The organism is Microbulbifer maximicatervae (SeqCode) (assembly GCF_052467305.1).
In genome coordinates, this window is record NZ_CP174306.1 from 4,337,730 (window position 1) to 4,363,250 (window position 25,521).

At 49.5% G+C, this 25,521-nt stretch carries 23 protein-coding genes, 1 other RNA gene and 1 pseudogene; 16 read left to right on the plus strand and 9 right to left on the minus strand.

Annotation, left to right across the window (positions count from 1 at the left end; all coding sequences use genetic code 11):
• Positions 1-42 precede the first annotated feature (42 nt).
• The 4 genes from ACJJI4_RS18850 to ACJJI4_RS18865 form a co-directional block, all read right to left on the minus strand.
• Positions 43-1,281: a UbiH/UbiF/VisC/COQ6 family ubiquinone biosynthesis hydroxylase gene (locus ACJJI4_RS18850; protein WP_282930941.1), complete on the minus strand. Its 1,239-nt coding sequence runs from the start codon at positions 1,279-1,281 to the stop codon at positions 43-45.
• 50 nt (positions 1,282-1,331) lie between these two features.
• Complete coding sequence (locus tag ACJJI4_RS18855; RefSeq protein WP_444907017.1) at positions 1,332-2,570, minus strand: FAD-dependent monooxygenase; 1,239 nt, start codon at positions 2,568-2,570, stop codon at positions 1,332-1,334.
• Positions 2,571-2,634: 64 nt separating this feature from the next.
• Positions 2,635-3,987, minus strand: coding sequence for an aminopeptidase P N-terminal domain-containing protein (locus ACJJI4_RS18860; RefSeq protein ID WP_444926128.1), 1,353 nt, complete (start codon positions 3,985-3,987; stop codon positions 2,635-2,637).
• Complete coding sequence (locus ACJJI4_RS18865; protein WP_413663604.1) at positions 3,987-4,541, minus strand: UPF0149 family protein; 555 nt, start codon at positions 4,539-4,541, stop codon at positions 3,987-3,989. Before ACJJI4_RS18865 ends, ACJJI4_RS18860 begins: the two co-directional genes overlap by 1 nt.
• A gap of 169 nt (positions 4,542-4,710) precedes the next feature.
• Here ACJJI4_RS18865 and ACJJI4_RS18870 point away from each other — a divergent pair, with 169 nt between their 5' ends.
• From ACJJI4_RS18870 to ACJJI4_RS18885, 4 genes are all read left to right on the plus strand, one after another.
• Positions 4,711-4,953 (plus strand): TIGR02449 family protein, encoded by a 243-nt coding sequence (locus ACJJI4_RS18870; protein WP_444918431.1) that lies wholly within the window; start codon positions 4,711-4,713, stop codon positions 4,951-4,953.
• Positions 4,953-5,282 (plus strand): cell division protein ZapA, encoded by a 330-nt coding sequence (locus ACJJI4_RS18875; RefSeq protein WP_413663605.1) that lies wholly within the window; start codon positions 4,953-4,955, stop codon positions 5,280-5,282. Before ACJJI4_RS18870 ends, ACJJI4_RS18875 begins: the two co-directional genes overlap by 1 nt.
• Before the next feature lie 85 nt (positions 5,283-5,367).
• A non-coding RNA gene (gene ssrS, locus ACJJI4_RS18880) (6S RNA) lies at positions 5,368-5,548 on the plus strand.
• A gap of 28 nt (positions 5,549-5,576) precedes the next feature.
• Positions 5,577-6,155: a 5-formyltetrahydrofolate cyclo-ligase gene (locus ACJJI4_RS18885; protein WP_444915310.1), complete on the plus strand. Its 579-nt coding sequence runs from the start codon at positions 5,577-5,579 to the stop codon at positions 6,153-6,155.
• A 93-nt stretch (positions 6,156-6,248) separates the two neighbouring features.
• Here the strand turns inward: ACJJI4_RS18885 and ACJJI4_RS18890 are convergent, their stop codons facing one another.
• Positions 6,249-6,386, minus strand: a complete 138-nt coding sequence (locus ACJJI4_RS18890) for a hypothetical protein (protein WP_192879435.1) — start codon at positions 6,384-6,386, stop codon at positions 6,249-6,251.
• A gap of 244 nt (positions 6,387-6,630) precedes the next feature.
• A pseudogene (gene ilvA, locus ACJJI4_RS18895) lies at positions 6,631-8,148 on the minus strand (threonine ammonia-lyase, biosynthetic); the annotation flags it as partial.
• A gap of 207 nt (positions 8,149-8,355) precedes the next feature.
• Between ilvA and rpiA the strand changes: the two are divergent.
• The 3 genes from rpiA to ACJJI4_RS18910 all read left to right on the plus strand — a co-directional run bounded on the left by rpiA (position 8,356) and on the right by ACJJI4_RS18910 (position 10,362).
• Entirely contained in the window at positions 8,356-9,027 is a 672-nt protein-coding gene (gene rpiA, locus ACJJI4_RS18900; protein ID WP_444892233.1) for a ribose-5-phosphate isomerase RpiA, read from the plus strand.
• Positions 9,028-9,044: 17 nt separating this feature from the next.
• Complete coding sequence (locus ACJJI4_RS18905; RefSeq protein WP_282930933.1) at positions 9,045-9,671, plus strand: transglycosylase SLT domain-containing protein; 627 nt, start codon at positions 9,045-9,047, stop codon at positions 9,669-9,671.
• Between the two features lie 313 nt (positions 9,672-9,984).
• Positions 9,985-10,362, plus strand: a complete 378-nt coding sequence (locus tag ACJJI4_RS18910) for a DUF4168 domain-containing protein (RefSeq protein WP_444926129.1) — start codon at positions 9,985-9,987, stop codon at positions 10,360-10,362.
• Positions 10,363-10,387: 25 nt separating this feature from the next.
• Here ACJJI4_RS18910 and ACJJI4_RS18915 read toward each other — a convergent pair whose 3' ends face one another.
• A complete protein-coding gene (locus tag ACJJI4_RS18915) occupies positions 10,388-10,720 on the minus strand; it encodes a helix-turn-helix domain-containing protein (protein WP_413663608.1) in 333 nt (110 codons plus the stop codon).
• A gap of 364 nt (positions 10,721-11,084) precedes the next feature.
• On the opposite strand from ACJJI4_RS18915, the gene ACJJI4_RS18920 reads away from it, so the two are divergent.
• Positions 11,085-12,119, plus strand: coding sequence for an AraC family transcriptional regulator (locus tag ACJJI4_RS18920; protein WP_282930930.1), 1,035 nt, complete (start codon positions 11,085-11,087; stop codon positions 12,117-12,119).
• 93 nt (positions 12,120-12,212) lie between these two features.
• On the opposite strand, the gene ACJJI4_RS18925 is transcribed toward ACJJI4_RS18920, so the two are convergent.
• Positions 12,213-13,457 (minus strand): OmpA family protein, encoded by a 1,245-nt coding sequence (locus ACJJI4_RS18925; RefSeq protein WP_444926130.1) that lies wholly within the window; start codon positions 13,455-13,457, stop codon positions 12,213-12,215.
• Positions 13,458-13,840: 383 nt separating this feature from the next.
• On the opposite strand from ACJJI4_RS18925, the gene ACJJI4_RS18930 reads away from it, so the two are divergent.
• The 4 genes from ACJJI4_RS18930 to ACJJI4_RS18945 all read left to right on the plus strand — a co-directional run bounded on the left by ACJJI4_RS18930 (position 13,841) and on the right by ACJJI4_RS18945 (position 19,720).
• A complete protein-coding gene (locus ACJJI4_RS18930) occupies positions 13,841-15,049 on the plus strand; it encodes an acetyl-CoA C-acetyltransferase (protein ID WP_444926131.1) in 1,209 nt (402 codons plus the stop codon).
• Between the two features lie 10 nt (positions 15,050-15,059).
• Positions 15,060-17,216 (plus strand): 3-hydroxyacyl-CoA dehydrogenase NAD-binding domain-containing protein, encoded by a 2,157-nt coding sequence (locus tag ACJJI4_RS18935; RefSeq protein WP_444907012.1) that lies wholly within the window; start codon positions 15,060-15,062, stop codon positions 17,214-17,216.
• A gap of 105 nt (positions 17,217-17,321) precedes the next feature.
• Positions 17,322-18,470: an acyl-CoA dehydrogenase family protein gene (locus ACJJI4_RS18940; RefSeq protein ID WP_444926132.1), complete on the plus strand. Its 1,149-nt coding sequence runs from the start codon at positions 17,322-17,324 to the stop codon at positions 18,468-18,470.
• A gap of 53 nt (positions 18,471-18,523) precedes the next feature.
• Positions 18,524-19,720, plus strand: a complete 1,197-nt coding sequence (locus ACJJI4_RS18945) for a CaiB/BaiF CoA transferase family protein (protein WP_444915305.1) — start codon at positions 18,524-18,526, stop codon at positions 19,718-19,720.
• 39 nt (positions 19,721-19,759) lie between these two features.
• Here ACJJI4_RS18945 and ACJJI4_RS18950 read toward each other — a convergent pair whose 3' ends face one another.
• A complete protein-coding gene (locus ACJJI4_RS18950; RefSeq protein WP_507021922.1) occupies positions 19,760-20,443 on the minus strand; it encodes a glycine-rich domain-containing protein in 684 nt (227 codons plus the stop codon).
• A 349-nt stretch (positions 20,444-20,792) separates the two neighbouring features.
• On the opposite strand from ACJJI4_RS18950, the gene ACJJI4_RS18955 reads away from it, so the two are divergent.
• From ACJJI4_RS18955 to ACJJI4_RS18970, 4 genes are all read left to right on the plus strand, one after another.
• Entirely contained in the window at positions 20,793-22,352 is a 1,560-nt protein-coding gene (locus ACJJI4_RS18955) for an ATP-binding cassette domain-containing protein (RefSeq protein ID WP_444926134.1), read from the plus strand.
• A 38-nt stretch (positions 22,353-22,390) separates the two neighbouring features.
• Positions 22,391-23,917 carry a cryptochrome/photolyase family protein gene (locus ACJJI4_RS18960; protein WP_444926135.1) on the plus strand — a complete coding sequence of 509 codons (1,527 nt, stop codon included), beginning with the start codon at positions 22,391-22,393 and terminating at the stop codon, positions 23,915-23,917.
• 87 nt (positions 23,918-24,004) lie between these two features.
• Positions 24,005-24,595: a cysteine hydrolase family protein gene (locus ACJJI4_RS18965; protein WP_444926136.1), complete on the plus strand. Its 591-nt coding sequence runs from the start codon at positions 24,005-24,007 to the stop codon at positions 24,593-24,595.
• On the plus strand, positions 24,592-25,512 hold the full coding sequence (locus ACJJI4_RS18970) for a DMT family transporter (RefSeq protein ID WP_444926137.1): 921 nt from the start codon (positions 24,592-24,594) through the stop codon (positions 25,510-25,512). The genes ACJJI4_RS18965 and ACJJI4_RS18970 overlap by 4 nt, the downstream gene beginning before the upstream one ends.
• The last annotated feature ends 9 nt before the right edge of the window (positions 25,513-25,521 follow it).

Here is a 25,521-nt window from a genome sequence, read left to right on the forward strand (position 1 = left end):
CTGAGCACTTTCTCCCGATCCATTTTTACGGGGATAGCAAATTTAAACCGCCATAGCCCGCATAATAATCCGCTTCTTTAACATGGGGCTGGCATCTACCATGCTCAACCCAGTGTTACGCAGCCAGCGCCAGTGCACATCGCCAGCACCGAACAAAGACTTAAAGGCGCTCATCGCCTTCATAGTGGCGGCATTGTCTCCTCGGCGGCGGCGCTCGTAGCGGGCCAACACTGAAGAGTGAGAGGGCTCCAGGCCGCGTGCCATAGCGCGGTCAATTTCATCTGCCAGCACCCGCACATCCTGCAGCCCAAGATTTACACCCTGGCCCGCGAGGGGGTGGATACTATGGGCGGCGTCTCCCACCAATACAGCGCCAGGGCCGCGATAACGTTCCGCATGGCGCGCGCGCAGGGGGAAGGAAAAGCGCTCACTGACGGATTCCACTTTGCCCAAACGGCTCTCAAAGGCTTTTTCCAGGTTCAGGGCAAAGGCCTGGTCATCCAGCATCAATAGCTCTTGCGCCAGCTCTTCATCCGCAGACCAAACCACGGCGCAGTGATTGTCATCCCCCAACCCCGCGAGAGGTAAAAATGCCAGTGGACCCGTTTGTAAAAAACGCTGCCAAGCGGTGTGACGGTGAGATTTCTCACTGCGCGCGACACACACCAACGCAGTTTGATGGTAATCGGTATCCTGGGAGCGGATATGCAGTAAGTCTCGCACTTTAGAGCGGGCGCCATCGGCACCGATTAACAGGCGGGTACGCACTATCTCAGGTTGCTCGCGCAGGCCATCCTCTTCATTTAAGCGGTCTTCACCGCGAGGCTGTAAATGCCAGAGTCCGCAGTCGCGCCACCAGCTCTCCAGGCGAAAACCATTGACCAACTCCACGTTGGGCAGGGTTTCCAGCCGTGCTCTTAACGCGGCGACAATGACATTATTCTCGACGATATGACCGAGATTCGGCAGCTGCACATCGCGGCTGTTAAAGCTTACTGAGCCGGTTCCATCTGCATCCCAAACCCGCATTTCCACATAGGGGCAGGCGCGGCGGCTGGCAATATCATCCCAGGCTCCCACCTCTTCGAGCAGCTCGCGGGAGGCCTGTGTCAGAGCCACCACGCGGGGTTCATACTGCGGTGACAATTGCGGCGTTGTCTCCGGGGACGCCTCCAGCAAGGCCAGACGCATGCCCGGGTGCCGAACTGCCAGCAGCGCTGCCTGGGCCATGCCCACCATGCCCGCACCCACAATGGCAAAATCCAAACGATGTCTGTTCATAAAAGCCAATTCCGCTGAAGTGGCAGCAGCCGTCCCCGACCCTGCACCTTTTAAAGCCCAAATCCCGCCGCTTGACTGACAAATTCCCGGCGCAGCGGCGGGACCATTGTAAGGCCGAGCATTCCCAACTGACGAATTCCCTGTTGCAGCCAACCGGAAGAGGAAAACAGTGTGGGAATACGGTCACTGAATCCAATCGTCAATTGCTGGTCCAGCTGGCGCATTTCTCCGTATTGCTGCAGGAAATCGAGCCGCCCTGGCAGTGTATCCGACGTCACTGTCGACAGGGCTTGTGCCAATCCATAACAGTCCCGCAGAGTCAGGTTAAAACCCTGCCCTGCTACTGGGTGCAGAAAGTGGGCGCAATTGCCCATCAACACCACATTCCGGCGCCACTGTTCCTGGGCGATCGATAAACTCAGTGGATACCCCTGAACGGCTCCAACCTTAATAAAACGTCCGGCACGCCAGCCAAATACCTGCTGGAGTTTTTTCAGGCGTTCAGCCTCAGGCATTACACCGACACGCTCAGCCTCTGCTTCCTCGCAAGCCCACACTAGTGCCGCGCGGTGCTGCCCTTTTCTATCTGGCAGCGGTAAAAGTGCCATGGGCCCCATTCGGGTGAAGCGCTCGTAAGCCACACCTTGGTGAGGCTGTTGCAGAGCGACCGTAGCGACCAGCGCTCTCTGAGAGTACTTAACCGAGCTGATTTCTATTCCCAGCTGGCGGCAAAGGGGAGAGTTCACCCCATCGGCAACGACCACCAATCCGCAGGACAGTGCCTGATCGGGGGAATTATCCTCGGATCGCCACAACAGGTTTGCGCCCGCAGAGGTCATGGTAATGTCAGTAACCTGCGCCGGCGCTAATAATTGGGTGGAAGTGCTAGTCAGTGCACTGTGGAGAATCGGGCCCAGCGCTGCATTTTCTATCACTGTGCCCAGAATGCCCTCAAAGTTGACTCCCTGTCCCTCACGGGTCGAGAGGGAGGCGCCAAATGCATGCCCCCGGTCACTCACATGAATACGATCAATCGGGGCGCTATAGGCTTGCAGAGCAGGCCAGAGTCCAAGCTCCGCAAATAACTGCAAGCTGCCTGCGGCAATGGCCGTGGCTCGCGTGTCGAAACTCGGCAACTGAATACTGGCAGCGGCATCCGGCAGTGCTCTCTGCTCCAGGAGCGCCACACTGAGTTGAGGACAAAAATGTGACAACATTAATGCCAGGCTGGCTCCCGCCATACCGCCACCGACAATGGCCACATCTACTTTACGCGCCGACTCACCCATCCCAATTCCCCCTTTGATTATTCGGCATTGAAATATTATTGGCCGAACAATCCAACAATCACTTCTAACGGGTCAGTAAGTCCCGTCCGTGAAGCATGGTGTATTCAATATCTTCAATCGCTTTTGGAGCCGCTGCTGAGAGGATCTGAGGCCCTCTATTGGTAAGTGCGACATCATCTTCGATTCGAATCCCGATCCCGCGAAATCCTGCGGGAATACTCTCATCGTCCTCCGGGACATAAATTCCGGGTTCGACCGTCATTACCATTCCGGCTTCCAGCTGGCGCCAGGCTCCATGAATGCGATAATCACCCACATCGTGCACATCCATGCCCAGCCAATGGCCAACCCGGTGCATATAAAACTGCCGATAAGCGCCAGACTCTATCAACCCCTGGGTGTCGCCTCGCAACAGTCCTAAATCGACCAACCCCTGAGTGATTATCTCAACACTGGCAGCGTGGGGATGGTCCCAGTGATTGCCCACTGAAACCTGTTCAATCGCCGCTTGCTGTGCCGCCAAAACGATCTCATAAAGTGCGCGCTGCGGTCCGCTAAATGAACCATTAACCGGATAGGTGCGAGTAATATCGGCCACATAACCACGGTACTCACAGCCCGCATCCACCAGCACCAAGTCCCCATCGCGCAACTGGGCATTATTACTGCAATAGTGCATCACCAACGCATTGCCGCCACCCCCAACGATAGTGGGATAGGCTGTTTCCCGGGCTCCGGAGTCGACAAAGGTATGCAGGAGGGCAGCCTCCAGCTGGTATTCGTAAAGGCCCGGCTGGCATCGGGTCATAGCCCGGCTGTGTGCCTCGGCACTGATTTTGGCCGCCTGCTCCATTAAGCGAATTTCCTGGGCCGACTTAATCAGTCGCATTTCCCGCAACTGGTAATCGAGGTCGACCATTTCCGGTGCACCCCCGGTATCCGGCGCTGCGGTAATCCGCTCCAGGTAATTGCGGATTCGCTTATCCAAATGGGCGTAGCGGCCCATGGGGAAATAGAGCAGCTCGCGCCCTTCTAGCAGCCCCGGCAAAATATCATCGAGATCACCGATGGGAAATGCATCGTTCAAGCCGCACTGCTGCATCGCGCGCTCCGGCCCCAGGCGCGGGCCATCCCACTTTTCTTTTTCCGCATCGCGCTCGCGACAGAACAACAGGGTTTCTCCCTGTGTTCGTCCCGGCACCAAAACCAGCAGCGCTTCCGGTTCATCAAACCCAGTGAGATACAAAAAATCACTGTCCTGGCGAAACGGAAAAAAAGTATCCCGGGAACGCAGTTGCTCCCCAGCAGATGACACGATTGCCAAACTACCTGCGGGCAATTCTGCCATCAGGCGGTTGCGTCGGCGGGCGTACTCAGATCGACTGATTCCCGCTGTGGTTTTCGGGGTCTTAGACATCAGTGAATGGTGGGCTCGCTATTGGAGTCCTTACCCTTTACCTCAGTAAATATATTGAGTACGGCTACGCGCACGTATTCCTGCAGTTCCACCAGTTGCAGCTCAGTTTCCTCACCCTCTTCAACATGTTCGGCATCCAATTGGGCGATGGCACTAATATCTTTTAAAGCTTCGTCACTGGTGGGCATCAATTTTTCCCGGGCCCCGCCGACACCAAAGCCGTGCAGGAACCCATCGCACCAATGACCCAGCGCCAGAGCGCGGGAGACAACATCTTCGTCATCGCACAACACCAACTGAAAATCGAAGTTAGAGCCGTCGAGCTGCTTGTGACTTTCCTCAGTCAGCTGGAAAAAATCCCGATTGAGATCTGCCGGCACCGCCTCCACATCGAGCAATCCGGCCAGCTCATTCTGCCAACGTTGTTTGTCCGGTCGCTCGCCCGCCGCCAAAATGCCACAGATAAAACCGTGCAATTCACTGGGATCAGCCTGCCCCCCAGCTGAGAGAATGGCGTTGGCGAGGAGTTCAAATCGGCTAGCTTCAGAAGTCATGGTTACCGTACAGCTTTTTGTAAATTAGGCTTTTCAATCCGGCCGTCACACTGGTGCCAAACCGGGAATTTGAGGCATTAAGAGACAATTTTGTGATTGTCCGCGCAGGTGCAGCGATTGACCCACCAATACGCCGGCAATATAGTAGCGGAATCCCTCGCAGTCTGTCGTGTTGCGAACTCAGACGTCGACCTCAAATGCAGGAAATATGGATAAGCTGCAAGCGCTAGAAAGCACCGTGGATTCACTCATTGCCCGCTGTCAACAATTGGCGGATGACAATCGTGAATTACGCCGGCAGGAAGCCGACTGGCTGCGTGAACGCCAGCGCCTGATAAAAAATAACGAGGCCGCCCGCTCGCGGGTAGAAGCTATGATTAACCGTCTTAAGGGGCTAACGCAAGATACCTGATGTCTGAAACCGCATCACCCTCCGAAACTGTAACTGTTTCTATTCTCGATAAAGAGTACCGTGTCGCCTGCGCGGAAAGCGAGCGTGCCGGACTGCAGGCTTCGGCACACCTGCTACACGAACGCATGTCCCGCATCCGCGCAACAGGTACTGTCATCGGCTTAGAGCGTATCGCCGTAATGGCAGCGCTTAATATTGCCCACGAGCTTATCCAGGCGAAAGCTGAGCTCAGCTCCATTCCCCTGCAAGAGGAAATGTTGGAGCGGCTTACTGATAAGGTGCAAAGTGCACTGGGCGAAATAGACTCGGAAGAAAAACTTCAGGAGTAAGGTGACAAGAAGCCACTTTCTGCTACCGGTCACTTCATTTAAATTTCTGGTTAACAGCCCCCCGCTCTACAAGTTATAATTGATTCATACCCTGGGGTGTTGGCCAGCAGACTATGTCCTTGAGCCGATAATCTTACCCCGGTGGTTTCCAGCGGGTGCTGGTGAGCAAGTCCGCCTTGTAGCGGAAAGCCTTATGTACTCCGGATCCCACCACCTTGAACCTTACGGTTCAAGGCTCCGTCTACAGCCGCACACTCGGGGTACCCTATTTCTTCACGCTCTTCTCTTCCCACAATGACTGAAACCAAAACGCAACTGCGCCGCCGTATGCGCGCGGGGCGACGGGAACTCAGCGCCTATCAACAGCGTTTGCATGGCCGTGCAGCCATCACTCTCCTGAGCCGTATCCCACAAATGAATCGAGCAGTGCATGTCGGTATCTATTGGCCGACTGATGGCGAGCTGGATGTCCGCTATCTGCTGCAACGTTTTCCACAAAAACATTTTTATTTGCCACAGCTGCCGGCAGAACCACACCCCCACCTCCGGTTCAGGCGTTGGCAAGGCGAACCCCTGGCTTTTCGCAATCGCTATCGCATTCCAGAACCTGTGCGCACAACTTACCGCGCTCCCAAGCTCCTGGATCTTGTTTTGGTTCCTCTGGTCGCCTTCGACCCCAGCGGAGCGCGCTTGGGTATGGGGGCCGGTTTCTACGATCGGACTTTTGAGCGCAAACAGTTATTACCAGGCACTGGACCACAACTTATCGGCGCGGCGCACCATCTACAATGTGTGGATAACCTGCCCACAGACAATTGGGATATTCCACTGGATATGGTGGTTACAGAGCAAAGGATTTACCGCTGCCGCTAAAAAGTGGGTAGTGGAACACAAAAAAAGCCGGACACCTAAGTGTCCGGCTTTTTTTGTGTTTGCTCGTGGGCAGAGCGCCCCCCCGGCATCAGCCTAACGGGTAACCACTCCCTGTTGCAGAGCAGCCGGCGGTTCAGCTTCGGAAGAAAATACCTCAGATAAACCACTGGTACTCAACAGAACGCCCGCGACAAAGACAACCACAGCGATTGTCAGCGCATCGGCTTTCATTGGGACCATCCTGTACGATAATTTTGTTTTTATATGCGTTTCGCCCCGCTTATGACCAGAGCCACAGCAAAAGTTCCACGCGAATAGACAATACTCAAGAAGCGGCGTAATAGTAACCGTTTATTGGATATTTTATGAGTTTTTTGTCTCAAAATTAGACAAGCAAGTTCGACAAAACAGGATTTGCAGTCTATACACGTTTCGATAAATGAGACGTCTTTCTCAGGTATCGGGAAGCGATGGTTTAAGCGCCCAAAAATAACCGATAAGCCGGATTCTGTGTTTCATCCCAAAAACGAAATTGAAGCTGGTGTAATAGTGTCTGTAGTTCGTCCCTCGCTGCCGGCTCCACCTGCAATCCCACAAGGACACGCCCATAAGCTGCCCCGTGATTGCGGTAGTGAAACAGCGTTATATTCCAACGCCCGGCGAGATGCTCGAGGAACTTGCGCAAGGCCCCCGGGCGCTCGGGAAATTCAAAGCGGTAAATAACTTCGTCGGGCAAGCCCGGCACTCTACCTCCCACTAAATGGCGAATATGCAGTTTCGCCATTTCGTTATCGGTGAGATCTGTAACCTGATAATCTTTGGACTCAAGCTGACTAACCAATTGGCTGCGGTCTTCCTCAGATACCACCTGCAGGCCCACAAAGATATGCGCTTCGTTATCGCTGGCAAAACGATAGTTAAACTCAGTAATTGAGCGGTCCCCTAAATCCCGGCAGAACTGCAGGTAACTTCCCGGTTGCTCAGCAATTTTTACTGCGAGGACCGCCTCGCGCTTTTCACCGATCTCAGTGCGCTCGCTAATGTAGCGCAGGCGATCAAAATTAATATTGGCTCCACTGCACACTGTGGCGAAGGTGCCATTGCGATTGTCATTTTGCTCCAGATATTTCTTCAGCCCCGCTAAACCGACGGCCCCGGCCGGCTCAGCGATAGAGCGTGTATCCTCGAATATATCCTTAATGGCCGCACAGATTTCATCGGTACTAACAGTGATAACCCCATCTACGGTTTCGCGCAGAACCCGGAAGGTCTCCTCACCGATTTGTGCAACGGCAACACCATCGGCAAACAAGCCCACCTCCGCTAGCCGAGCGCGCTCGCCGGCTTTCAGCGCGGCCTCCAGACAGGCAGCATCCTGCGGCTCTACACCGTACACTTTGGTTTCCGGGCGAACATATTTGATATAGGCGGCCATACCCGCAGCTAAACCACCCCCTCCGACCGGAATAAACACCGCGTCCAGGTTACCCGAGTGCTGTCGCAGCATCTCCATAGCCACGGTGCCCTGGCCGGCGATTACATCGGGGTCATCGTAGGGGTGGATAAATACCAACCCCCGCTCTTCAACCAGCTCGCGAGCCCTCGCCGCCGCTTCATCAAAAGTATCTCCATGTAGCACGACTTCGGCACCGCGCATACGCACAGCACTCACCTTAATTTGCGGGGTGGTTTTGGGCATCACTATAGTGGCGCGCACTCCCATTTGGGCAGCGCTCAGGGCAAGCCCCTGGGCATGGTTACCCGCCGATGCAGCAATCACTCCCCGGGCCCGCTCCTCGGCGGGCAACTGCAGGAGCTTGTTGTATGCCCCTCGAATCTTGAAGGAAAACACCGGCTGCAGATCTTCGCGCTTCAACAGAATCCGGTTGTTAAAGCGATGGGAGAGTTGGCGCATTTGCTCCAATGGCGTCTCGGTAGCGACATCGTAAATACGTGCGTCTAAAATGCGCTTGATATAGGACTTGGGCATGACGTGTTTGACGGCCGTAGCGGTTAATTACTGTGCGCGACTCAGCGTAGACTAATAGCAGGGTTACAAAGGCCCTGTGTGAAGCGCAGCACCGGCATGACAGTCTAAGCCTTGAGAAGCATATTTGCCACCAAAAACAACCAGACGCGCTTTTTTTTATCGTCAGATACAAATTAAGGCGAAATAATTGCAAAGGAAACTATCCAGAGTATGACCCAGGATGAATTGAAACAGGCGACAGCTCGCGCCGCTATCGACTATATCGCCCCGCGCCTGGAGGACAATTCCATTGTCGGCGTAGGTACCGGTTCCACCGCTAACTTCTTTATCGATTACCTGGCGGAGATCAAAGGTACCTTTGACGGTACTGTGGCCAGTTCTGAAGCCTCCGCACAGCGACTCAAATCCCACGGCATTCCCGTTTATGAGCTTAATGCCGTCGACGGCATCCAGTTCTATGTGGATGGTGCCGATGAAGTGAACCCGGCCCTTGAAATGATCAAAGGTGGTGGTGCTGCATTGACTAGAGAAAAAATCGTGGCGGCCTGCTCTGAAGAATTTATCTGCATTGCCGATGAGAGCAAGTGGGTAAAAGTCCTGGGAGAGTTTCCCCTACCGGTTGAAGTTATCCCCATGGCACGCTCGCTGGTTGCCCGGGAGCTGGTTAAACTGGGCGGTGATCCGGTTTATCGTCAAGGTGTGATCACAGATAATGGCAATGCCATTCTCGATGTATACAATCTGCGTATCGAACACCCCACTGTCCTTGAAGAAACCATCAATAACATTACCGGTGTGGTGACCAATGGTATCTTTGCCAAGCGCTCCGCCGATATTTTACTGCTTGGCACCAGTGCCGGAGTGAAGACCATTACCGTTTAAACATGTCGTAAATAGTTATGCACAAAAAAAATAAAAAATGCGGACTGCTGGTTTTGCTCAGTGCTGTTGCACTGAGCAGCGGCTGTGCAACCGCGCCTCCAAGTAATCTCGACAACGTCTGCTCTATTTTCCAGGAAAAAAAGAAGTGGTACGGCGAGGCAAAAGATGCGGAGGAAAAATGGGGCTCTCCAATTGCAGTGATGATGGCAATCATGCACCAGGAATCCCGTTTTGTGCATGATGCCAAGCCCCCGCGCACCAAGATCCTGGGCTTTATCCCCGGCCCGAGGCCGTCCGATGCCTACGGTTATCCCCAGGCTCTGGGGACCACTTGGCGCCACTACCAAAGGTCTTCATTTAACTACGGTGCCGATCGGGATGATTTTGGCGACGCCATCGATTTTATCGGCTGGTATAACAACACCAGTGCACGCCAGTGCCAGATACGCGCCAATGACACCTACAGCCTTTACCTCGCCTACCACGAGGGGCACGGTGGTTTTAATCGGCGCACTTTCCAGAATAAAGCCTGGCTAAAGAATGTATCCCACAAGGTATCTGCCAGGGCGCAAAAATATCAGCAACAACTCAATAGCTGCGAACAGTCGCTGAAAAAACGCAAGAAATTTCTCTGGATTTTCTAGCTGATCACAGCGACCGTTAGTCACAAGGCCCACCTCGGTTTAAATCCGGTGCAGTTTTCCTGCATTATGAGCGGCGGCAGTCGCTCACTAAATTTTATGACCTCACAACCACTCCAGGAAAAATTCTCCTTGCTGGCGGAAAAAGGCGCTACAAGGCGCCAGAAACTGACTACGCTGAAGACTAATAGCTACCCGCTTTAGACTTGGTACAGGTCACTAAAGCTCCGCCACAAGCATAAATTTACAGCCCCAACGTGACGCTGGGTGCTCCCTCTGAGAAGCAAAAGCGTCCTTATACTTTTTGGAGTGCCCGATGAAGCTCTTTTTGAAATACCTGGCTGTATTGGCAATATCACTCAGCGTGCCGATGACCTTCGCACAACCTGCTACCGGCCAAACAACCGCCCCCAAAGCTTCGTTTAGCGAACCGCAGCTCAAGCAATTTGCCAACGCCTATCGCTCTATCGTGATGCTGAGTCGAGAATACGCTCCCAAACTGAAAGCGGCTGCCGATATCAAGGAAGCGGAAGCGATCAACAAAGAAGCACAGGGAAAAATGATCGCCGCAATTGAAAAAGCCGGCCTTTCCAAAACCAAATACCAGGAAATTGCCAACAGCATTAAATCGAATCCCGCCCTACTGGAGAAAGTGAACAAAATTCTTCAGCAAAGCCACGCGCCACAGCAGTAATCCAATTTTGTGAGTGGCGCTCTGATCAGCTCATTGCGTCACTCAAATCCAGCTTTACATCTAACACCTGGCAAATAATCGGCAAATTGGTTTTCACCCAATTCTTGTCAAAAGACCCCCAATCACGCAGCAGGTAGTAGCCGTCATTATGGCGCACGCCTTCCTGAATGAACTCTACAACTGTGCCATGCCCCGGCAATCCTTTCGCAATAATGTCCTGCACCGTACGGCGAGGCCATCCAGTTGCCTCCTCCAAAGTAGGATTATTGGGACGCGGAATATGCTCGATCAGGTAAGCAATCAACATTCGCCGGCAGATGGTCGGGTTTAACAGACTTGCAACAGACGTCGGTGACATTTGACCAGTCCTTCACTAACGGAATTTTTCCTATTGTTGACGAATATGACTTACAGGTCGAGGAAATAGTGATTCACTATCGCTATCAAACTTTAAAAGAACTGTCAGTCCACAGAGGATCAAGCATAGAAAATTGTTGAGAGCAAAACTGGGATTTTCAGTCGTTAACGCAAAAAATACACATTAAAAGACAGAAATAGACAACTTTTATTCCATAAGCCCATCAAGTTCGAAACTGTCACCACTAATAAAAGCACAGGCAGTTGCATATAAATTAAGCAGAAGCCTGACTTTCTCTCTCTGTTTGCGCATAATCCATACCGTAATACAGCAGCAGACAGAAAATAATTGTGAGGCTGAAAGAGTGGACAATGAAAACCCCAAACTCCGCGAAGCGGGGCTAGGTATTCCCGCCGCTGCGGTAAAGGCCCATCTGGTTGGCGCACAAGCGACCGGACTGGACTGCCAACAACTACTCATCGATAGCGGAATCGCCCCCGCCCAGCTAGATGATCCCGATAGCCGCGTTGGCCGGGAGCAGATGGCCAACTTGTTACGCCTTGAGTGGGATTTTCTGAACGATGAGTCAGGAGGATTCCTGGCGCGCCCTTGGCTGCCGGGCACTTTTGCCATGATGGGGCACGCTTGTATCACCTGTCCCAACCTGCGCCGAGCCCTGCTTCGCTCTAGCCGCTTTATCAGCATGGTGAGTGACGACTTGCACATCAAGCTGGTCGAGGATGGTGAAGAAGCTCGACTGATCATTCACCACACCAATGAAAAAAAATTGCCCAACCAAATTTTCGTCGAATCTATCGCGGTAATCTGGTTGCGCTTTTTTAGCTGGCTGATCGACCGTACCATTTTATTAGAGCGCGTTCTTCTGGCGTTTCCCCCGCCCGACTACAACGAAGACTACAGCGATATGTTCCCTTGCAGGCACTACTTTAACCAAGGTGAAACCTGCCTGGTATTTAACACTCGCTATTTGCAAATGCCCCTGGTACGCGATGAGCAACAGCTGGCAGACTTCCTGTCACGCGCCCCCGAGTGCCTATTGACCCAATACAAATCCGACCACAGTTTCACCGGTCGTATTCGCCGTATGCTGCAACAGCAAAACAGTATCGAAAATCTGTCACTGGATGATGTCGCTGCACGCTTGTACACATCTCCACAGACACTGCGCCGCCGCCTCAAAGAGGAGGGCAACAGTTGGCAGGATATTAAAGACTCTGTTCGGCGGGATATGGCGGTTTACCAGTTAAAGCAACAGGAAACCGCTGTAGCTGAAATTGCCGAGCGCCTGGGCTTTTCCGAACCCAGCGCTTTTAATCGCGCATTTAAAAAGTGGACAGGGCTAGCTCCCGGAGCTTACAGGGATAAATTCCGTAGTTAAGGCGACACTAAAAATCCCGGTCAAAAGACCGGGATTTTTTATAAATTAAATCCACCTTGGAAAATATCCTTTAAAGGGATTCCCGTATCCCGGCTACTCCTGAGAGTTTGTCACTACCCGGATACTAACTCGCTCAACATTAAGGGCTTTTTGGTCCCTCTTCTCCGCCATATCTTCCGGGACAAGCTTAGCTGAGCCCATTCCTGTTGCAGTGATACGATTTGCCGCTATCCCCTTCTTCAGTAGAAGTTCTTTCACTACATCCGCACGTTCTTGGGAAATTTCCTGCTCTGCAATTTCATTACCCTCACCTTTTACATGCCCTTCAATAGCAATGGTTAAGTTGGGGTTGTCCTGCATGATTTTTGCCAGAGCATCGATATCCTCAGCTGCAGGGTTAGTGATTTTTGCGGTTCCCTTTTCAAAGTTCACCCGCATGGGGAATTCCCGGTCGGGATTGTCTGAAAAGCTCTTGAGATAATCACGCAAATTACTGGAAAAGTTATCGGGACCCAGCTGCGCTTCCTCTTCCGCTTTCTCAAGGGGGGAATCCCCTACCGGCTGTGAAGCGGACTCCATAAAGCTCGCTTCCTGGGAAGTCATGGAAGGATTGCTTACTGAATTTTCCTTTTTCCCTTTCAACATACACATATTCAATGCGTAGAGAACCACAAGTACCAACAGCAAAGGAAAAAACCAGCTACTGAAACTAACCGGTTTACGTTTTTCTTCGGGCCCTTGAATTGCTGTAGCCCGAGGCTCCTGGGGTTTGGCGTGGCCATGGGTAACCAGAGCGTCTCCCAACTTTCCAAAATCTGGAACGTCGATTGCTTGAAGAAGGTTATCCGGTATATACCCCTGTAAATGCTCCCGCTGCCCAATCAGGAATGAGGCCAAGTCGGAAACATCCATTTTTTGAGCTTTGGCCTGGCTTTGCATCAACGAAGTAACTATCGGTGCGGATACACTCAATAGATCTCCGCCCTCTTTACCCAGATTATTCGCTGCAACTTCCAGGACCTCTTTTTTACGACTGCTGAAAATTTTTCCCAGCATTTTCTCACCGATGTCTGTAATTGACTTCAACTTTTCTGGTGAGGAAATAGCGGTGGCGAATTTAGACAAATCCAGCGCTTCACTTTCAGAAATTAAATTAAATAAATAACCCATTCCTGTTTTACTACTGGCCCTGTTCAACATACCAGCCAGTATGTAAGCAACGCCTGAGCAGAGTGCAGCTTCACCTTGCCCTGCCGGCAAATTCAAAGCCTTTGTCAGCGCATCAATACCCCCGGAGCCCAATTGGCCGGTAGCCATATCCAAAACATTATCCGCCATAGCCAAACCTCGCTCACCACCTCAGGGACCGTCAAAGTACATTTATTTGTCCGGGGCCACCCGTGTGTTACCCATTCAAATTTTTCTCAGCTGCCCTGAATCCCCATTACCCTGCCTGACATGGAATTCCTCCAGCCGCAAAGATAATTTAAGTGCCAATTTACCGTGCCAAAATTTCAATAGATTTAGGCGCCTTACTTGAGTGTACGGCAGTACCTCCACATGGTTAGGTTAATTTGGAATAAATAAAAAGATATTTGACTAGGAATTTTCGGTAGTACCTGGAAGCTGAGTCATCTTCCGTGGCAATTTTTATCATTGAACCCAAGCTGCACCGCACTATGGTAATAAGCGAAACCATAAAATAAAAAGAGGCTAAAACCGTGCCAACCGAAGCCTACATCTACGATGCTATCCGCACCCCGCGGGGCAGAGGCAAATCCAGCGGTGCCCTTCACGAAGTCAAACCTATCACCCTGCTTTCAGATCTCCTGAAAGAATTACAGACCCGCAATAGATTCGACACTGCCAAAGTGGACGATATCGTTATGGGCTGTGTTACACCGATCGTAGATCAGGGTGCCGATATCGCAAAAGTTGCAGCTTTAGCTGCCGATTGGGACTGGGATATCGGTGGCGTAACTCTAAATCGCTTCTGTGCCTCCGGTGCCGAAGCGGTCAATCTCGCCGCTACCAAAGTTCGCTCCGGGTGGGAGCATCTGGTAGTGGCCGGAGGCGTAGAGTCCATGTCGCGGGTGCCCATGGGCAGCGACGGCGGCGCCTGGGCGATGGACCCACGTACAGCAATAGATACTGGATTTGCACCCCAGGGCATTGGCGCGGACTTGATCGCTACACTCGGCGGATTTTCCCGCGAGGATGTGGATAACTTTGCGCTGGACTCTCAGCACAAAGCGGCAGCCGCCTGGAAGCGCGGTGCTTTCGAAAAATCTGTGATTCCCGTACGCGACCAAAATGGCCTGACCATTCTCGATCACGACCAGCTGGTGCGCCCAGATGCGTCCATAGAGGCCCTGGCACAACTCAAGCCGTCCTTTGCCGGGATGGGTGACCTGTGCTTCGACAGCATTGCCATATCCCGTTACCCACAGGTCGAATCAATCAACCATGTTCACACTGCGGGAAATTCCTCAGGCATCGTCGATGGCGCAGCCGCCCTGCTGATCGGCAGTGAACAGGCCGGGCGGGATCTGGGGCTCAGCCCCCGCGCCCGTATTGTCTCCGCTGCGGTAGTGGGCACTGAGCCTACTATCATGCTCACAGGCCCCGCGCCCGCCACTCGCAAAGCCCTGAAGGCCGCAGGCCTGACGGTGCAGGATATTGACCTCTTTGAGGTGAATGAAGCCTTCGCGGCAGTGGTGATGCGTTTCCAACACGAGTTAGACGTGGACCCACAAAAACTCAACGTTAACGGCGGCTCAATCGCTATGGGCCACCCCCTCGGCGCGACCGGTGCAATGCTGATCGGCACAGTACTGGATGAGCTGGAACAACGGCAACTTCGCTACGGCCTGGTCACACTATGTGTGGGCGGCGGTATGGGTGTAGCAACCATTATCGAAAGAGTTTAGGGGGCAGACTATGAAATCCATTCGCCTGGAAAAAGACGATCACAATATTGTCCACCTGATCATGGACAACCCCAATGCCTCAGCCAATGTGATGGACCGGGATTTTACCGAGTCACTGAGCGCAGCGGTTGAACAACTCAAGCAGCAAGAATTTTCTGGAATTATTGTTCGCTCCACAAAAAATACCTTTTTTGCCGGCGGCGACCTCAAATCTTTATTTGCGGCAAAAATTGAAGAAGCTAAACCTTTCTTCGAATCTTGCGAATCAATGAAAGCCAACCTGCGCTGGTTGGAAACCCAGGGTAAACCCGTCGTTGCTGCGATTAATGGCACAGCTTTGGGCGGTGGCTGGGAAATTGCCCTCAGCTGCCATCAGCGTATTGTTATCGATAGCACCGCAATAAAACTGGGATTGCCTGAAGTCACATTAGGCTTACTACCTGGTGGTGGCGGCTGTGTACGTATGCCCCGCCTTTTAGGCATCCAGGAGTCTCTACCCTACTTACTGGAAGGAAAACAGGTGAGGCCGCAACAGGCTCTCAAAGCCGGTCTGGTACATCAGCTCGTTACCAGTGAAAATGAATTACTAGAGAAGGCTGTCACTTATATTCGAGAGAATAGTGAGCAACCTGTTGCTCAGCCTTGGGATCAACCGGATTACCGGATGCCGGGAGGGGACGCAAAGAACCCTAAAAATGCGCAGTTACTGATGATCGCCCCAGCAATGCTGGAGAAAAAAACCAAGGGATGTCTGCCGGCGCCAGAGTCGATAATGGCAACCGTTGTCGAAGGGTCCCGGGTCGACTTCGAAACTGCTACGCGAATTGAATCCCGACATTTTGTAGGCCTCGCTTGCGGGCAGGTTGCCAAAAACATGATCGGTACTTTCTGGTTTGCACTCAATGAGGTCAAAGCCGGAGCATCACTGCCCGCCGCCGCCCGCGATCATAAAACGTCGCCCATGCAAAAAATTGGCATACTCGGCGCCGGCATGATGGGCTCAGCCATTGCCTACGCCTGTGCCAGTAAAGGTGTTGATGTCGTATTAAAAGATGTATCCATGGAAGGTGCCTTAGCCGGCAAACAATATGCAGAGAAATCCCTGCAAAAACGCTTACAGCGGGGTCGCATTACCGAGGACAAGGTCAATCAGATCCTCTCCCGTATCACGCCCACAGACAGCAATACCGACCTGGCTGATTGTGAGTTGGTGATAGAAGCAGTTTTCGAAGACCGGGAACTCAAGCGTAAAGTTACCCAGGAAGCCGAAGCACAGCTGCCGAAAAATGCAGTATTTGCCTCCAACACTTCGACACTGCCGATCACTGGGCTCGCTCAAGCTTCCGACCGTCCCCAGCAATTTATCGGTCTACATTTCTTCTCCCCTGCCGACAAGATGCCACTGGTGGAAATTATCTGTGGAGAGCAAACCAGTGATGAGACTCTCGCCCAAGCCTTCGCCTTTGTATTGCAGATTGGCAAGACTCCTATCGTTGTTAACGACAGCCGTGGCTTCTTCACCTCAAGGGTATTCGGCTGCTTTACCAATGAAGGTATCGGCATGCTCAGCGAAGGGGTTAATCCCGCCACCATTGAAAATGCCGCAGCCCTAGCTGGCTTCCCAGTCGGCCCTCTAGCTGTTAGTGACGAGGTCTCCCTAACGCTGATGAGCCGGATACGCCAGCAGACCATCAATGACCTGCAAAAAGAGGGTAAACCCGCCCCCACGCATCCCGCCGACGGAGTGATCGACCGAATGCTTGAAGTTGGTCGCGCTGGTAAGGCCGCAGGTGGCGGCTTCTATACTTACCCTGAGGGCGGGAAAAAGCACTTATGGAGTGGCCTTGAGAAGGAGTTCCCCGCCAAAGAGGCACTGCCGATAGAAGATGTGAAGGAACGGCTGCTGTTTATTATGGCTCTGGAGACACTTCGCTGTTATCAAGAGGATGTGCTACGCAGCGTACGCGATGCCAATATTGGCTCTATCTTCGGTATCGGCTTCCCACCCTGGACCGGTGGTGCATTGCAATACATCAGCCAGTTTGGCCTGAAAGCGTTTACCCAACGCGCCCAGCAACTGGCTGATGCCTATGGAGATCGATTTGCCCCGCCAGCAATTTTGCTGGATCTGGCAGAGTCAGGAAAAGCTCTGGCGGACAACCCTTAACCCAGGGGTTTGAGCGATGTAAACAGGCTTTTAAAATCTCGCTGTTTACATCGCCAATCAAAACACTGGTTCAATTTTTCAGTAATAAAATGCGGTGGTGTAAGGATGGTACCAAGAACTGTTTACAACGAAGATCACGAACAGTTTCGAGAAACTTTACGTAAATTTTTAGAAAATGAAGCTGTACCCTACCACCATCAGTGGGAAAAAGATGGTCAGATAGATCGTAAACTGTGGAATAAAGCTGGAGAAATGGGCTTTCTGTGTCCGCAAGTTGACGAAAAGTATGGTGGCTTGGGGCTGGACTATGGCTACAACTCCATTATTGATGAGGAGGTGGCCCGAGCGGGACTTTCCGGTATTGGCTGGGGCCTGCACTCCAATATCGCCGTGCCCTACATTATTAATTACGGTACAGAAGAACAGAAGAAAAAATACCTACCTAAATGCATTAGCGGGGAAATGATTACCGCGATTGCTATGTCGGAACCCGGTGCCGGGTCGGATCTCCAGGGGGTGAGAACTACAGCCGTACGCAAGGGAGATCATTACCTGTTAAATGGTTCCAAGATTTTTATTACCAATGGGCAACAAGCAGATCTGGTTATCGTAGTAGCCAAAACTGACCCTCACGAAGGGGCCTCTGGAGTCAGTTTATTCCTTGTAGAGGCAGCTAGCCCAGGATTCAAGAAAGGTAGTAATCTGGAAAAAATAGGCATGAAGGCACAGGATACTTCAGAGCTATTTTTTGATGATGTCAGAGTTCCTGTGGATAACCTTCTCGGAGGAGAGGGGCAAGGATTTATTTATTTAATGCAGGAATTGCCCCAGGAACGATTGAGTGTAGCAATTTATGCAATAGCTAATGCAGAAGCAGCCCTGCAATGGACGATTGATTACGTACGGGATCGCAAGGCTTTCGGCAAACCCATCTCTGCCTTCCAAAATACACAATTCAAGCTGGCTGAGCTGGATAGTGAGTTAACCGCTCTTCGGGTATTTATCGATCGCTGCTTAGAGCTTCACTATAAAAAGGAACTCGACGTTGCAACTGCAGCGAAAGCCAAGTTATTGAGTACAGATTTCCAATGCAAACTTTTGGATGAATGTGTTCAGTTACATGGCGGCTATGGCTATATGTGGGAATACCCCATCGCCCGGTCTTGGGCCGATGCTCGTGTAGCACGTATTTATGCCGGAACCAATGAAATTATGAAATTAATTATTTCCCGAGACCTCCTGCGCGATGACTAAATTAAAGTGCTAGATTGAAATTTCTGTTCTCAATTAAAATAATGAAATAAAAAGTGAAACAGCAAACGAAGAATCACTGCGCCCCTCTTGAGGGGCTAAAAGTACTCGACTTTTCTACCCTACTTCCCGGTCCCTATGCCACTATGTTATTGGCAGACTTGGGCGCAGAAGTACTAAGAATCGAGTCTCCCACACGGCCAGACTTACTACGGGGCTTTCCCCCTTTAGTCGATGACACGGCTTCCCTATCCGCCGCCCACGCAACCATTAACCGCAACAAACGCTCCCTGGCGATCGATCTAAAAAATCCAAAGGCGCAAGCGGTGATTCACCGACTGCTTCAGCAATACGATATTGTGATCGAGCAATTCCGCCCCGGAGTGATGGATAGGCTGGGCCTTGGCCACCAAAGCTTAAGCCAACAGCGCGCAGACATTATTTACTGTTCGATTACCGGATATGGCCAGACTGGACCATTAAAGCAACGTGCCGGGCACGATATCAATTATCTCGCACTATCTGGCCTGGCCAGCTATTCCGGCAACCGTGACCATGGCCCCTGCCTGAGCGGCACACAGATAGCAGACATCGCCGGCGGTTCACACCATGCGGTTATGTCGATACTGGCTGCGGTATATCATCGTCAGAGAACCGGTGAAGGCAGTTATATCGATATCAGTATGACGGACTGTAGTTTCGCGTTAAACGCAATTAGTGGGGCCAATGCACTGGCTTTAAATACCGATCCCAAGCTGGAATCCGAACTGCTAAACGGTGGAAGTTATTATGATTACTATCGCACGGCAGATAACCGCTATCTTTCTGTGGGAAGTTTAGAGCCACAATTTGCTGAGCAATTTTTAACAAAAATAGGCCGAAAGGAGTGGCTGGCTCGCATTATCCAAGACGGACAACAAGAAACACTTAAGAAAGATATTGCAGCAATTATTGCCACAAAAAGCCAAAAGGAATGGATTGATATATTTCAGGATATTGATGCGTGTATTGAACCCGTACTTAATTTTACAGAAGCTGCTGATAGCGATCTTATCCAATCCAGAGAGATGATCTGCTCTGTGAATGGAGACATTAAACAGATCAACACGCCCTTTAGATTTAACGGCCAAAAGCCCCACTTATTTAACCGAGGGGCAGCTCTGGGAGAACACAATCACGTTGTGCTGGGTGAGCTCGGCTTTAGCGCTGAAGAAATTGAAGAGCTTTGCGATGTTCAGGGTGTCACTCATTAATCACCTTGAACAGGGTTGCTAGAGCAGTGATAGCTGCCTTTAGCTGCCACCTCCACCACAGCCCCCGCCGCAGCTGCCTCCAGAGTCTGAGGAGGAGCCGCCACCCCAAATTCCAGAGAAGGCACTGCCGGAAGTTCCGCCTTGACAGCTCGCGGCACAACCAATGTGACTGGCACAGTGATCCGCAGCGGGACTATTTCTCGATCGACAGTTTAGCGAATAATGAAATCCATCTTTAATCCCCAACTTTTTATCAATTGAGAAAACCAGAGGTAACGATTTTGGCTTGGAAGGACTTATACCACTACGAACACAAGCAATTCGCCACACTCTCTTAATCCCCTCACTAGCTGTATCCCTATCTGGCATAACTTCATTGGGTGTGTGGTGCAGAAAGTGTCCAAAAGATTTATTACAAAAATTTCGATACATCTGTGTGCTTAATATAAATTCATGCCAAGCGACATCAATCACTTGAGATGGCATAGCGACCATTTGTCTACCAGCCGTTTGGCAGATAATAAAATATTCCCTTAACCCATCGAGTACCATACCCAGCTGCTTGTTGCTGAGATGAGGGTATTTTTTCTTCACTCTTTGTTTGAGAGACGGATGGAATTGATAGTCTCTTAAAAATCGTTCCCGCTGTGATTTTCGGTAAAAGAAAAAAAGCATAGTACTTACGATCAATAGACAAATTGCTATAAAACCTTCAGATACCATAGTAACCCCCGCTTATAAACACTTATTGCTCTAAATCAAGTCGTAAAAATGCATCATCTCAATGTAATATCAATAATACTCTTATACCACTCTATTTTAAGAGTTGAGAGTACCAAGTGAGCGCTTTTAGGTTGGGGCTTGAAGTATTTTTGAATCTTTATTAAGCTAACACTTAACAACTTTTCTTTTTGGAGCTATCTACGCCAATGAATTAAGCCTTGCACACACTGGAGATAAACCGGTTTCTTAAGAGGCCATCAATTCCCGTGCAAGTGGCGTACTCCATTCTCTACAACTTTCTCTCAAGATCATGGTATTGCGCCACCCATTCCGACTACCGGAGGGTGACATGCAGAGCATTTGTTCTATAAAAAATCTTTACTTAAACGTCCCTGAGAAATCTCTATTTAAGGGGATCCATCTTGACTTCCATTCTGGATTTACTGGCTTAGTGGGAAATAATGGCAGTGGAAAATCGACTTTTTTAGAGGCTTTGATTGGGAAACTAAAGCCTGAACAGGGAAGTATTACTTGGTATACGGACTACCTTAAAGTGGATCAAGTGAGCAGCAATTCCAACAAGAGAATTGTAGATATATTCGACCCTACGGGCCTCTATGACTGTTTTTCACGTATTGAATCTGGCAATCAGAGTGACGAAGATCTGATACGTGTCTCAGATTCATGGGAGCTACCTACAATTTGGCAACAGCATTTATACAGCGCCGGAATAAATCTCACGTTAGACACTCCTATCGGCAATCTTAGCGGCGGTGAAAGAATCCGACTGGCTTTAATCAATGCCTTCTCTTATAAAAACTACTATCTGCTACTGGATGAGCCTAGTAATCACCTAGATTCAGACGGTAGAAAATGGTTACAGCAGAAAATTAGAAACCATTCTGCCGGAATCCTAATGGTCAGTCATGATCGAAGCTTACTCCAACAAGCTGACACGATAGTGGAACTAGATTCAGGAAAAATACGCACATATGGTGGCAACTATTCACACTACAAGAAAGAAAAAGAGATACAGAGACAGTCTGTAGAAAAGAAAATTGAAAGTACCAAAAAGAATATAAAAAGCCTAAACAAACTTAAGCAAAGTTCTGCTGAAAAAACTACAACCAGAAAAAACCAGGGTAAGAAGTTAAAAGGTTCCCAATGTAAATCGCTACTAGATGCGAAAAAAGATCGTGCAGGGCAAAGTTTAGGCAAGCTGACTAGAAACCTGGATCGTCAGCACCATAAGTTAAAGCTAGATTTAGAAAGTTGCCAAAAGGACTATAAGAGTCATAAGCTCCCAAATATGCAACTTAGCAAAACAGGGCTAACGGGTGGTATTCGTCTGCATGTTGAGGATCTCAAACTGCCCTACGGTATTCAGAGTGATCCCATATCACTTACCATGCACAGTGGCGATCGCTGGCATATTTGTGGCGCCAATGGTAGCGGAAAGACAACGCTACTAAAGATCATTGCTGGTCGAGTTAAACCTCGCAGCGGTTTGTGTAAAACTTTTGGCAGCTGTTTTTATCTGGATCAGAACCTAAGACAACTAAATGGAAATCTATCTGCCTTGGAAACTTTATCCCGCCTGCACCCTGATAAAAATTCCAACTACTGGCGCACAGCTCTGGCTACATTGAATATTCGAGGTGATTCTGCGCTTCGCTCTACCAATACGTTAAGTGGAGGGGAGCGACTAAAGGTTGCGTTACTTGCCGCTACTCGTGGCACTGAGGCACCAGACCTGCTACTACTGGACGAACCGGACAATCACTTGGATCTGGAGTCGCGTATAGCGCTGGAAACTGCGCTGGTAGAATACCCCGGAACATTTTTATTGATCTCCCATGACTCTACTTTTGTAGAAAATGTGGGAGTGAATAGAAAGGTCTATCTATAGGCATATACCTAGTATGACCTAAATAAAGGAAGTGAGATGTGAAAACGCTGCGCTTGCTATTAGGAGATCAATTGAACCAAAAACACTCCTGGTTTAGAGGTAACCAGGAGGATAAGATCTACTTTATGGCTGAAATGCGCCAAGAGACCGATTACGTTGTTCACCACATCCAAAAAATCGTTGCCTTTTTTGAAGCCATGCAGATTTTCTCTGAGTGGCTTCAAAATAGGGGCTGCAATGTCATCTACTACCGAATAGATGATAAAAACAACAAACAAAACCTCACAAAAAATATCGAAGATATTATTAGAAAACACAAAATTGAAAAATTTGAGTATCAGCTTCCCGATGAGTACCGACTAGATCAGCAGCTGCTACAAATAGAGAAGAGACTATCAATAGAGTTTCAAGCCTACGACACTGAGCACTTTTTGACCACCCGGAAAGAGCTGGCAGACTTCTTCCAAGGGAAAAAATCGCTACTTATGGAAAGCTTCTACCACTATATGCGGAAGAAGCATGACATTCTGATGAACAATGGAAAACCTGAAGGAGGAAAATGGAATTTCGACCAAAGCAATAGAAAGAAATGGAATGGAAAGCTGGGCAAACCCAAGCAGGGAAAAATAACAAGCAATGTCACTTCAACTTTATCCCGTATAAAAAAGTCTGGAGTTAAGAGTATTGGAGAGATTGATCCAGAGAATTTTATGTGGCCAACCAGCAGGGAGGATTCTATAAAACTACTTCGTCATTTTTGTAAAAATCTACTTGCTCATTTTGGCGATTTTCAGGACGCAATGGATCCAGATGAAGCCTTTCTTTATCACAGCCGAATTAGCTTCTCCCTAAATAGTAAACTCATATCTCCAAAAGAGGTTATCGATACAGCGATAAAATCTTGGGAAGATGGAAAAATTTCAATAGGACTTAACCAGATTGAAGGTTTTGTACGCCAAATATTGGGCTGGCGAGAATATATGCGCGGTGTCTACTGGATGTCTATGCCCAGTTATGAGCATCAGAATAAGTTGAAGAATAAAAATAATTTGCCAGATTTTTTCTGGGATGCCAAAACGTCCATGAACTGCCTTCACAACACCATCAGGAATAGTTTGGAAAATGCCTATGCTCACCATATCCAAAGGCTTATGATTACCGGTAATTTTGCGCTATTAACACAAACTGACCCTGGCCAGGTGGAAAGTTGGTATCTCGGTATTTACATAGATGCTATTCAGTGGGTTGAAATGCCTAACACCCGGGGAATGAGCCAGTTCGCCGATGGTGGATTGGTTGCAACAAAGCCCTATATTAGTAGTGGCTCCTATATCAACAAAATGAGCAACTATTGCAGCGACTGTATTTATGATGTCAAACAACGAACTGGAGAGAAGGCCTGCCCATTTAACAGCCTCTACTGGAATTTCTTAATTGAAAAAAGAAAAATGCTAGAGGGCAATCATAGAATGACAATGATGTTCAGCCTTTTGGATAAGCTTGAGAAGAGTGAAGTGGCAGCAATAAAAAAAAGGGCAAAGCAATTTATGACAAAGAAATCGTAAACTCTATATAGATCATAAAATCCTTTATCGAAGGCTTCCTTAATCATTACTAAACTAAACCAATACTCGCCTCAATAGACTCTGGTCATGAAGACTGCAATCATTACCCTCGATTTTATCAACGATATTTGTCATCCAAAGGGACAAATATCAGCAGCGGCCCCAAGAGTCCATAAGAATAGAGTTATTGGGAACACCAATAAACTCCTTACGTGGGGAAGAGCACGACGTCATCTTATTTGCCATATCAGGGTCGCTTTTTCCACCGACTACAGGGAATCTTCCTCTAACTCTCCCCTCTTCAGCTATATCAAAGATATAGGCGCCCTCCGTCAGAAAAGCTGGGGCACTGCTTTTGTTGATGAACTCAATATTACTGATAGCGATATATCTATTTATAAGAGGCGTGTCAGTGGCTTCTATGGGACCGAACTCCCAATACTTATTGCTAGCCACAATATAGAAAGGATTATTCTCTGTGGGGTATCAACACAAAATACAGTCGAACTGACAGCCAGGGAAGCTCACGATAGAGACTTTTCAGTACTCATTGCCTCAGATGCCTGTGAATCTGACACGGAAAACAATAAACAGAATAGCCTGAACTTCCTCACGAAGATAGGCAGTGTAAAAACTGTCGATGAGATTATTGCTAGTGAGGGCGCTAGTAAATTATGAATACCCGTATTTCCAATAGAGAATTTGCCCTCAGTGTCATTACCGCAATTCTGGCGGCCAGCTGTATGTCGCTAACCGGGCTATTTGGTAAAGAACTAACTACTTTTAGCTCCTTATCCCTGGTGGTCTTTATTCGTTTCTTTGCCCCATTTTTACTCCTAACCTGGATTTGCCTCGTTGTTTTTGATGAAAACCCTGTGACTCATCGAATAGACAGGATTGATGGTGCAAGGGCGTTATTCACTTGTCTCGCTCAGTATTGCCTGTTTTATTATTTGTCCAAAGGCTCTCTACTTGTCGCCGCCCTTCTATTTTCAACGTCAGGTTTATTTCTCCCTTTTATTACCCGGTTTGCCAAAAAGGATCCGATAAAAAAGAAGACATTAGCGGCCTGTTTAATCAGCTTTATCGGCGTTGCTTTTATATTGAAGCCAACTGCTGGCTTTGATAGCTATATGATAGTGGGTCTGCTATCGGGCTTCTTTGGAGCTTGTTCACAGTTTGTAATGCACCACTCATCAAAGAAGCAAAATACGATATCTTCAACCACCAAAATGTTCGGCCTATCCAGCCTCTATATGCTTGCCATTTTATTGATTGAAGGAAATCTTGGGGAGCTTACGAAAGTCGCGGTATCTCTATCGGAATCGGTAAGTTTTGTGATTGTGATTATTGCTTTTAGCCTGGCGACAATCAGTAATCAATCCTTGCGCACTAAAGCCTATCGTCGGGTAAACAGACCTGCCAGCCTATCTCCCTATTTATATACAAGCCTGATTTTCTCCGGCATATTGGATTGGTTTGTTTATAGCACACTCCCAACCTGGAATACTTATGCCGGCAGCTTACTGATAGTTATCGGAGGTATTATTCAGGCGATCAGAACTCAACCCCAGATTAAGGCATCTCATTCTTAGCAAGGATAA

Excerpts from the sequence above, each read along its gene's own strand:
- ACJJI4_RS18905 (WP_282930933.1), top strand. The coding sequence starts at position 9,045 with ATGCACAAAAAAAATAAAAAATGCGGACTGCTGGTTTTGCTCAGTGCT.
- ACJJI4_RS18940 (WP_444926132.1), top strand. The coding sequence starts at position 17,322 with ATGGTACCAAGAACTGTTTACAACGAAGATCACGAACAGTTTCGAGAA.
- ACJJI4_RS18850 (WP_282930941.1), bottom strand. The coding sequence starts at position 1,281 with ATGAACAGACATCGTTTGGATTTTGCCATTGTGGGTGCGGGCATGGTG.
- ACJJI4_RS18915 (WP_413663608.1), bottom strand. The coding sequence starts at position 10,720 with ATGTCACCGACGTCTGTTGCAAGTCTGTTAAACCCGACCATCTGCCGG.
- ACJJI4_RS18970 (WP_444926137.1), top strand. The coding sequence starts at position 24,592 with ATGAATACCCGTATTTCCAATAGAGAATTTGCCCTCAGTGTCATTACC.
- ACJJI4_RS18955 (WP_444926134.1), top strand. The coding sequence starts at position 20,793 with ATGCAGAGCATTTGTTCTATAAAAAATCTTTACTTAAACGTCCCTGAG.
- ACJJI4_RS18885 (WP_444915310.1), top strand. The coding sequence starts at position 5,577 with ATGACTGAAACCAAAACGCAACTGCGCCGCCGTATGCGCGCGGGGCGA.
- rpiA (WP_444892233.1), top strand. The coding sequence starts at position 8,356 with ATGACCCAGGATGAATTGAAACAGGCGACAGCTCGCGCCGCTATCGAC.
- ACJJI4_RS18910 (WP_444926129.1), top strand. The coding sequence starts at position 9,985 with ATGAAGCTCTTTTTGAAATACCTGGCTGTATTGGCAATATCACTCAGC.
- ACJJI4_RS18935 (WP_444907012.1), top strand. The coding sequence starts at position 15,060 with ATGAAATCCATTCGCCTGGAAAAAGACGATCACAATATTGTCCACCTG.
- ACJJI4_RS18865 (WP_413663604.1), bottom strand. The coding sequence starts at position 4,541 with ATGACTTCTGAAGCTAGCCGATTTGAACTCCTCGCCAACGCCATTCTC.
- ACJJI4_RS18855 (WP_444907017.1), bottom strand. The coding sequence starts at position 2,570 with ATGGGTGAGTCGGCGCGTAAAGTAGATGTGGCCATTGTCGGTGGCGGT.
- ACJJI4_RS18925 (WP_444926130.1), bottom strand. The coding sequence starts at position 13,457 with ATGGCGGATAATGTTTTGGATATGGCTACCGGCCAATTGGGCTCCGGG.
- ACJJI4_RS18860 (WP_444926128.1), bottom strand. The coding sequence starts at position 3,987 with ATGTCTAAGACCCCGAAAACCACAGCGGGAATCAGTCGATCTGAGTAC.
- ACJJI4_RS18890 (WP_192879435.1), bottom strand. The coding sequence starts at position 6,386 with ATGAAAGCCGATGCGCTGACAATCGCTGTGGTTGTCTTTGTCGCGGGC.
- ACJJI4_RS18965 (WP_444926136.1), top strand. The coding sequence starts at position 24,005 with ATGAAGACTGCAATCATTACCCTCGATTTTATCAACGATATTTGTCAT.
- ACJJI4_RS18950 (WP_507021922.1), bottom strand. The coding sequence starts at position 20,443 with ATGGTATCTGAAGGTTTTATAGCAATTTGTCTATTGATCGTAAGTACT.
- ACJJI4_RS18875 (WP_413663605.1), top strand. The coding sequence starts at position 4,953 with ATGTCTGAAACCGCATCACCCTCCGAAACTGTAACTGTTTCTATTCTC.